The organism is Arthrobacter sp. P1_A5 (genome assembly GCF_056406825.1).
In genome coordinates this window covers 22,184-28,329 of record NZ_JBFTZL010000029.1, presented here as the reverse complement: position 1 = coordinate 28,329, position 6,146 = coordinate 22,184, and the positions used below count along the sequence as shown (strand labels likewise).

6 protein-coding genes and 1 tRNA gene are annotated in these 6,146 nt (G+C 66.9%); 5 read left to right on the top strand and 2 right to left on the bottom strand.

Features of this window, described 5'->3' with window-relative positions:
• The first annotated feature begins 16 nt into the window (after positions 1-16).
• The gene (locus AC1D1S_RS07265; RefSeq protein WP_476994116.1) at positions 17-700 is read left to right on the top strand and encodes a DNA alkylation repair protein; all 684 of its coding nucleotides are present in this window, start codon (positions 17-19) and stop codon (positions 698-700) included.
• A 12-nt stretch (positions 701-712) separates the two neighbouring features.
• Here the strand turns inward: AC1D1S_RS07265 and mptB are convergent, their stop codons facing one another.
• Positions 713-2,338, bottom strand: coding sequence for a polyprenol phosphomannose-dependent alpha 1,6 mannosyltransferase MptB (gene mptB, locus AC1D1S_RS07260; protein ID WP_476994115.1), 1,626 nt, complete (start codon positions 2,336-2,338; stop codon positions 713-715).
• Between the two features lie 168 nt (positions 2,339-2,506).
• On the opposite strand from mptB, the gene orn reads away from it, so the two are divergent.
• From orn to def, 4 genes are all read left to right on the top strand, one after another.
• A complete protein-coding gene (gene orn, locus AC1D1S_RS07255; protein ID WP_308197202.1) occupies positions 2,507-3,139 on the top strand; it encodes an oligoribonuclease in 633 nt (210 codons plus the stop codon).
• A 201-nt stretch (positions 3,140-3,340) separates the two neighbouring features.
• Positions 3,341-3,413, top strand: a tRNA-His gene (locus AC1D1S_RS07250).
• Between the two features lie 93 nt (positions 3,414-3,506).
• Positions 3,507-4,661, top strand: coding sequence for an acyl-CoA dehydrogenase family protein (locus tag AC1D1S_RS07245; RefSeq protein ID WP_476945262.1), 1,155 nt, complete (start codon positions 3,507-3,509; stop codon positions 4,659-4,661).
• Positions 4,662-4,701: 40 nt separating this feature from the next.
• A complete protein-coding gene (def, locus tag AC1D1S_RS07240) occupies positions 4,702-5,274 on the top strand; it encodes a peptide deformylase (RefSeq protein ID WP_476994114.1) in 573 nt (190 codons plus the stop codon).
• Between the two features lie 162 nt (positions 5,275-5,436).
• On the opposite strand, the gene AC1D1S_RS07235 is transcribed toward def, so the two are convergent.
• Positions 5,437-6,138, bottom strand: a complete 702-nt coding sequence (locus AC1D1S_RS07235; RefSeq protein WP_243177200.1) for an alpha/beta fold hydrolase — start codon at positions 6,136-6,138, stop codon at positions 5,437-5,439.
• Positions 6,139-6,146 lie beyond the last annotated feature (8 nt).

Below are 6,146 nucleotides of genomic sequence, written 5' to 3'. Positions count from 1 at the left end.
TGTCTACAGTGGCCTCATGACCACCACGGAACTGATTGACGCGATCCGCGGCAGCCTCCAGGCTGCTGCCGATCCGGGCCGCGCCGCGGGGGCCCAGGCCTACATGAAATCGCAGATGCCATCCCTGGGCGTGCGGGTTCCCGAGGTTCGCAGCATTGTCCGGGCCGCGGCCGCGGACCACCCGCCGGGCACCCTGGCGGAGCTGCAGTCCGCCGTGCTTGTGCTGTGGCGCAACGCCGGACACCGTGAGGAACGCTATGCCGCGATCGAGCTCACGGGGCTCAAGCCGGCAGCCGGGGAACTGGGCATGCTGGCCCTCTATGAGGAAATCATCCGCACCGGAGCGTGGTGGGACCTGGTGGACGGGGTGGCCCACCGGCTGGGCGCCCTGTTGCAGGCCCACCGGGCAAAACTGACGCCGGTGCTCGAACGCTGGAGCCGGGACGAGGACTTCTGGGTCCGGCGGGCCGCGATCACCGCACAGCTGGGGGCGAAGGACGCCACGGACACGGAGCTCCTGGCCGCTGTGATCGAGGCCAACCTCGAGGACCGGGAGTTCTTCATCCGCAAGGCGATCGGGTGGGCGCTGCGCCAGTACGGCAGGACGGATCCGGCCTGGGTGAAAGCGTTTGTGCGGCGGCATGCGGACCGGCTCAGTCCGCTCTCGCGCAAGGAAGYGCTCAGGAACTTGGCGGCCTAGCCAGAACCAGCCCTAGATGATCGGCCGCGCGGTGACCGGCTCGTCCGACTTGGTGAACAGCAGCTTCGTCTTCGGGTCAAGGAAGATCAGGTATAGCGCAAACAGCAACGCAATGATCGCCGCGGCGTTGCGGGCCAGCGCCAGGGCCAGGCCCAGATCCGCGGTCTGCAGGTACGGGAAGACGTCGAGCTGGTCCGAGATCGCGTACACCATGAAGAAGGACACGATGAAGTAGAGCGCCTTGACCTGCCAGTCGTCGCGGATGCCCGTGACGGCGAAGAGCGGGATGAGCCAGACGATATACCAGGACTGGATCATCGGGGACAGCAGCACGACGGCGGCGAACGCCAGGGTGAGCCGGCGCATCAGCCGGTCGTAGTCGCCGCGGAAGATCTGCCAGGCGACGATGCCGACGGCGAGCAGCTTGCCGGCGTCGAACGCCCACTTGGCCAGTCCCCAGCCGTCGAGCCCGAAGGCGTTGGAGATGGAGGCCACGATCAGGCCCACCAGGCCAACAGGCGCGTACCAGATCCAGATGCTGCCCGGGGCGGACAGCCCGTTAATCCAGCCGAAGCCGAAGCCATTGACCCGGCTCATGAGATACAGCAAGGCCACGCTGATGCCGGCCGTGAGGGCCCAGAAGACGAACTTGCGCGGCCAGCTGGCGCCCTTGCCCGCCCAGAGCAGGCCGATGAACGGCAGGAAGACCACCGTGATGGGCTTGACCGAGATGGAGAGCGTGACCAGCACGATTCCGAGGATGACCCGGCGCGTGGCGCAGTAATAAAGGCCCGCCAGGGCCAGGCCGATCATGAGGGCGTCGTTGTGGACGCTGGCGATGAAGTTGGTGAGGAACAGCGGGTTGGCCGCCGTCAGCCACAGGGCCCGGTTCGGGTTCACTCCGTGCAGTTCGGCCAGTTTCGGCACGTAGATCACGCAGAGGACCACGCCCACCAGGGCCGCGATCCGGAACAGCATGATGCTGCCTTMAGGGTGCACGTTGGTGGCCCAGACCACGAACTGTTCGATCCACAGGAACAGCTGCCCGTAGGGGACGGGAGCTTCGGTCCACATTCTGTCGGCGCCCAGCTGGAAGTAGTTGGACAGCGCCGAAATGCCGTTTTCGTAGGGGTTGAAGCCCTCCACCATGAGCCGGCCCTGGCCGATGTACGCGTAGACGTCGCGGCTGAACAGCGGCACAGAGAACATTAGCGGCAGCCCCCACGCCACCGTCGCTTGGAGCGTGGCCTTGCGGGCCCCGGCCCCCCAGACCCGGACGCGCTGGCCGAGCCGCAGCCAGGCGCGGACAAGCAGCATGCCGCCGAAGGCCAGCAGGACAATGCAGAGGGCGACGCCGAGGGCCTCGGTGCGCATCCAGATGAACAGCGGGACTCGGCGGAGTTCGGATGCGGGGGCAAGCCAGCCGACGCCGATCGAACCGATAGTCATGAACAGCGAGCCCAGGAACCCGGCAAGGATCGGGGACCGCGGGTTATCGACGTCGCCGACGGCCCCTTCCCCCTCAGGGGAGGCCGCAGCCGGGGTGAGCGCGGTCCGGCCGGCCGCAGAAGGGCGGGACGTGGACGGGCGGGACGTACCGGCAGCCGTTTCCCCCGCCGCAGGCACAGGCGCCGTCATGTCAGGATCGTCCAATCTGTTGTGGGCCACAATTCCGCCCACAGCCGGCCGCAGTGTCCGGCCCGGGGCGCCGCGTCGAAGAAATAAGTGCCGAAATAATTCGGCGGCCGCGTATTCGAAATCCTAGCACCGGACGGCTCTGTGACGTCGGAACGGTAGGCTGGGCGGGTGCCTATTACTAACGAACGCATCGTCTGGATCGACTGCGAAATGACCGGCCTGGACACCAAGAATGACGCCCTTATCGAGGTGGCCGCCCTGGTGACCGATTCGGAGCTCAACATCCTGGGGGACGGCGTCGACGTCGTGATCAAGCCCGACGACGCCGCGCTGGCCCAGATGAACGACTTTGTCCGCGACATGCACACACGGTCCGGCCTGCTGGCGGAGCTTCCGCACGGCAAGACGATGGCCGAAGCGCAGGCAGCCGTGCTCGCCTACATCAAGAAATGGGTGCCGGATCCCCGGAAGGCCCCGCTCGGCGGCAACTCGGTGGGCACCGACCGCGTGTTCCTTGTCCGCGACATGCCCGACGTGGTGGAGCACCTGCACTACCGGGTCATCGATGTGAGCACCATCAAGGAACTCTCCCGCCGCTGGTTTGCCCGGGCCTACTTCCAGTCCCCGGCCAAGCTGGGCGGCCACCGGGCGCTCGGCGACATCAAGGACTCCATCGACGAACTCCGGTATTATCGCGAGGCCGTATTTGTCCCCGCGCCGGGCCCGGACAGTGCCACGGCGCAGCGGATCGCCAAGCGCGTCATGGGCGGCGAAGCAGCCGAGCCCACCCCGGCGGAGTAGCGCCCGCACACCTCCCCTCCGCGCAGCAGAGCCTATGAAACGTCGCCGGGGACGTGGCGCGGAAAAGTAATCTGCGCCACGTTTCGCGGAAATTTCGGCGAAAATCGCAAAAGTGGCAAAACCACCCCCAAACAGCAGGTAAGCTATTTGTCGTTGCCTTTCCAGTCAGCCGGTTCGCCGGAGGGCGTGATATGGCACATGGTGGGCGTAGCTCAGTTGGCAGAGCGCCTGGTTGTGGTCCAGGAGGTCGCGGGTTCAACCCCCGTCGCTCACCCTCATGAAGGACGGCAGTGATTGTCCGACCTTTTCCAAAGGCCGCACCGGTTATCCGGTGCGGCCTTTGTTGTCTGTATTGGAAGGAATCGCAGTGAAGCGCAAGCTGTTTGAAGAAGACCACGAGATGTTCCGTGAGATGGCCGCCGAGTTCAACGCGCGTGCGGTCGCTCCCCACTACACCCAGTGGGACGAGGACCACATGATGCCCCGGGAACTGTGGTCCGCTGCCGGCGAGCAGGGCCTGCTGGGCCTGGCCGTGCCGGAAGAGTTCGGCGGCATGGGGATGTCCGACTACCGATTCCGGACAGTGCTGGACGAAGAATTCGCCAAGAGCAACCACCTCGCGGTCGGCCTGGCGTTCCACCTGCACGATGACATGGTCCTCCCCCACCTGCTGGCCTACGGCTCCGATGACCTCAAGGCCCGCTGGCTCCCGGGCATGGTCTCGGGCGAAAAGATCACCTCGGTCGCCTGGACCGAACCGGGGGCCGGCTCCGACCTGCGCGGCATCCGCACCAAGGCAGTCCGCGACGGCGACGACTGGCTGATCACTGGCCAGAAAACGTTTATCGGCAACGGCATCTCCGGCGACGCCTCCCTCGTCCTGGCCCGCACTGACGGCGGCACCGGACGCGGAAACCGCGACTCGTTCTCGCTCTTCATGGTCCAGAAGGGTGAGGGCTACAACACCGGCAAGCAACTGGACAAGATGGGCCTCAAGGCCTCCGACACGGCCGAGCTGTTCTTCGACAACGTCCGCGTCCCGCACGCGGACCTCGTCGGCGAGGAAGGCAAGGGCCTGCAGTACGCGGCCGAACAGCTCCCCCAGGGCCGGCTGGCGATCGCCGTGGCAAGCTCCGCCGTCGTGCGCGCCACCTACGAGGCGACTGTCCGCTACACGAAGGACCGCAACGCGTTCGGCGAGCGAATCATCGATTTCCAGAACAGCCGCTTCGAACTCGCCGACCTCCTCACGGAGGTCGAGGTCACCGAAGCGTACGTGGACCAGGCCATCCTGGCGTTCAACGCCGGAGAGCTCGACGCCGCAGGCGCTGCCCGTGCCAAACTGTGGGCGTCCGAGCGCGCCAAGTCCGTCACGGACCGTTGCCTGCAGCTGCACGGCGGGTACGGCTACATCATGGAATACCCGGTGGCCCAGGCCTACCTCGCCGCCCGGCTGCTGACGATCTTCGGCGGCACCAACGAAATCATGCGCGACGTCGTCGGCCGCACCATCGCCGGCTGAGACGCCGCGACTCCACCTGCATCCGAGGAACTTTCCTGATATGACCGTCCTGCCCATCACGATCTGGGGCGAGCCCGTGCTGCACCGCCGGGCCGCGGAAGTCGACGTCTTCGACGACGAGCTCCGCACCCTGATCACCGACATGTTCGAGACCAACGACGCCGCCAACGGCGTCGGGCTGGCGGCCCCCCAGGTGGGGGTCGGCAAGCGGCTCTTCGTGTACAAGTACGACAACGACGACGGCGCCGCGCCCACCGGCGTCGTGGTCAATCCTGTCCTGACACTTTCGAAGATTTCCGGCGCGCTGCCGGACCCCGACGAGGAAGAGGAAGGCTGCCTGTCCTTCCCCGGCGGACAGTATCCGCTCAAGCGGGCCGAATGGGCGAGGGTCCAGGGCTTCGACGGTGACGGGAAGCCGGTGGAATTCGAGGCGACCGGGTGGTTCGCCCGGGTCATCCAGCACGAGTACGACCACCTCGACGGCAAGCTCTACGTCAACCGGCTCATTGACCGCTATGCCCGCCGGGCCATGAAGCAGGCCAAGCGCAGCGGCTGGGGCGTTCCCGGCCTGACCTGGATGCCGGGAGTAGACCCGGACCCGTTCGGCCACTGACGGCGGCAGTTAGGCGCTGCTGCACGCGGACTTTCCCCACGTTTGACGCCGACGCGCAGGAAATCGCCGGCGGTTTGGCGGGACGAGCCGGCGGCGGGTCCCAAAGGTGGAGAATTTCGGCGGGATTTCCCGGGTCAGCAGTGACCCGGCCGGCCAGTTCCTTTAGGTCCGGTCGACGGCGGCCAGGATCGCGGCTCCGAGCTCTGCCGGCCTGGTGAACTGCGGCCAGTGGCCTGTAGGCAGGTCCACGTAGTCGACCTGGCGGATCCGTCCGAGCTCCGCCACATACGGGTGGCCGCCGGCAACCATTTCCGTCAGCATCGAGGACGGGAATTCGCAGGCGATGACGGTGACCGGAACCTCGAAGCGGCGTTCATCCGAGAGCTGCTGCCGGTCCTGGGCCACGCCGCGCGGCTGCGGGATGGCACGGGCACGGAACATGGCGCGCAGCTCGTCGGTCAGGTCGGTGAGGTCCGCGTCCTCGAAAAGCTCCCACGGCGGCAGCGGCACCTCGTCGCCGTCGGCCGGGAGTTCGTCATTGATGACCCCGCCCTCCCCCAGCGGTCCGCTGTCCACGTAGACAGCCCGGGCCACCCGGTCCGGGCGGGCATCGACGGCGCCATGGATGATGGCCCCGCCGCCGGAGTGGCCCACCAGGACCACCGGCGCGTCGAAGGAATCGATCTTCGCCACCACGGCGTCGATGTGGGTGCGCAGGCCGATCCCAGCGCGCGGCGCATCGGCCGACTCCAGGCCCGGCAGCGTCAACGGGTGGACCTTGTGCCCGGCCGCGGTCAGCGGCGGGGTGACGTCAGCCCACGACGAGGCGTCCAACCAGAATCCGGGTACGAGGATGATGTCCATGCCGGTAC

What these genes read in the sequence shown, in the direction of transcription:
- def (WP_476994114.1), top strand. Translation starts at nt 4,702, where the DNA reads ATGACCGTCCTGCCCATCACGATCTGGGGCGAGCCCGTGCTGCACCGC.
- AC1D1S_RS07235 (WP_243177200.1), bottom strand. Translation starts at nt 6,138, where the DNA reads ATGGACATCATCCTCGTACCCGGATTCTGGTTGGACGCCTCGTCGTGG.